The following is a 238-nucleotide window of genomic DNA, read 5'->3' as shown; positions in this document are numbered from 1 at the left end:
CGGGTTTTTAACTTAAATCTCTTTAAAGTTATTTGTGCCAAATACCTTTCGGAATAGTTTTATTAAGCTTGTTGTTTTTACTTGGATCAAACGTCGGTAACTTTCCAGCACGTCGTTGAGCGTTGTAATCTTTGGCAAGCCATACCACAACTCCTGAGAGCATAAATAGCGCGATTACGTTTACAATCGCCATTAGGCCCATAGACACATCAGCTAGAGTCCACACTAATGGTAATTC

General features: G+C 39.5%; 1 protein-coding gene. It reads right to left on the bottom strand.

All coding sequences use genetic code 11. From position 1 onward, the window contains the following. Positions 1-28: 28 nt before the first annotated feature. The coding region (locus tag SB749_RS20775) for an alanine:cation symporter family protein (protein WP_410711984.1) at positions 29-238 on the bottom strand (210 nt) is incomplete at its 5' end.

This window comes from Brevibacterium sp. SIMBA_078 (assembly GCF_046534565.1).
Classification (GTDB): domain Bacteria; phylum Actinomycetota; class Actinomycetes; order Actinomycetales; family Brevibacteriaceae; genus Brevibacterium.
This window is presented reverse-complemented; position numbering and strand designations above follow the sequence as displayed.